The following is a 1,188-nucleotide window of genomic DNA, read 5'->3' as shown; positions in this document are numbered from 1 at the left end:
CTTTTTTCATGACCACTCCGTTGTCTGTTTTTTCTTGTTTGCAGGTGGTCAACTTTAATTCGTTTAGGTGGTCAACTTTTGCGATCGTTTAACACATGGATCGTAACGTGATGTCCGGCTTCAGTAGAAAACTGATTGTGATGGTGATGAAGTTCAGACGGTGTATCGAAGAATTCATCAGAACTGCCTATACGTCAAAAAGCCTCCTGCGGGCGGGAGGCTTTAATCTTTTATGCAGAACCGTCTGCAGGAGATAATCACGCCACTGTTTTATTTCTTTTCAGCGTCGCTGTCAGCTCCGTTCTCATCCTTTGCAACTTCTGCCGTATGCTCCTCAAGATTGATGAAATTGGAATAGCAGTCAATATATCCTTTTTCAGTTACGTACTTAACTGTATTTGCATCACTTTCCACATAGCGTACGTAACCATTAACGGGGGTAATGAGCATTGTTTCATCCGGATTTTCGAGACCCTTTAACAGAATCATGGCCCCGTCTCTGTTTATCAGTTCCCAGCGGTTTTTTACAAAACGCTGGATAGTCAGATTGTCATCCATGATACGCCAAGGAATATTCGTATAGCTGACTGTAAGCTTTTTACCGTTAATGTCATAGTAATTTCTTGCTATTCTGCGACTGCCGTTAATTTGGATGTCTGAAGATTCAGGATCAGCACATTCAACTGCGAAGCAGTTTGCAGTCAGACCGAAAACCATTACAAAGAATATAGTAAATCTTCTCATAGTGCCACACTCCTTTCTCGTATATTTCCTGCGGGAAATATGAGTGATCAATAGAAATCAAAGATAGATTTTATACTGGATTTTAAATGGTAATACTAACAGCACAAACATCCATATACATCTAAGTATAATCTATAAAAGCTGTTTGCTTCCAAAATCATGGTTTTTTATTTAACGGAGATCAAGTAATTACCGGCGTATACTCAGGATATGTGTTGCGTGCACGAAATCGGCTGCTGAATCCGGTCATGGCTGTTTATAATGTTCAGGACGGGAACTGTCTGCTGCATATGCCTTTAAGGACATTGTCACCACATCTGTTTATGCTCCCTAATAACAGGATTGAGGTAAGACAATATGAAACGACCTCCACGAATGAATGTAAAAACGTGGATTTACCGTGTAAACTGTAGATGTACGTAAACAGATACGGATTTACCGCAA

Annotated in this window: 1 protein-coding gene; it reads right to left on the bottom strand. The window is 40.2% G+C overall.

Annotated elements, in window-relative coordinates; genetic code table 11:
• Positions 1-270: 270 nt before the first annotated feature.
• Entirely contained in the window at positions 271-744 is a 474-nt protein-coding gene (locus T489_RS0112325; protein WP_031580312.1) for a hypothetical protein, read from the bottom strand.
• Positions 745-1,188: the final 444 nt, after the last annotated feature.

Source organism: Ruminobacter sp. RM87 (assembly GCF_000701925.1).
In the GTDB taxonomy this organism is placed as follows: Bacteria; Pseudomonadota; Gammaproteobacteria; order Enterobacterales; family Succinivibrionaceae; genus Ruminobacter; species Ruminobacter amylophilus.
Note: the sequence above shows the minus strand (reverse complement) of the source record. Positions and strands in the feature narration are given on the sequence as shown.

Excerpts from the sequence above, each read along its gene's own strand:
- T489_RS0112325 (WP_031580312.1), bottom strand. The coding sequence starts at position 744 with ATGAGAAGATTTACTATATTCTTTGTAATGGTTTTCGGTCTGACTGCA.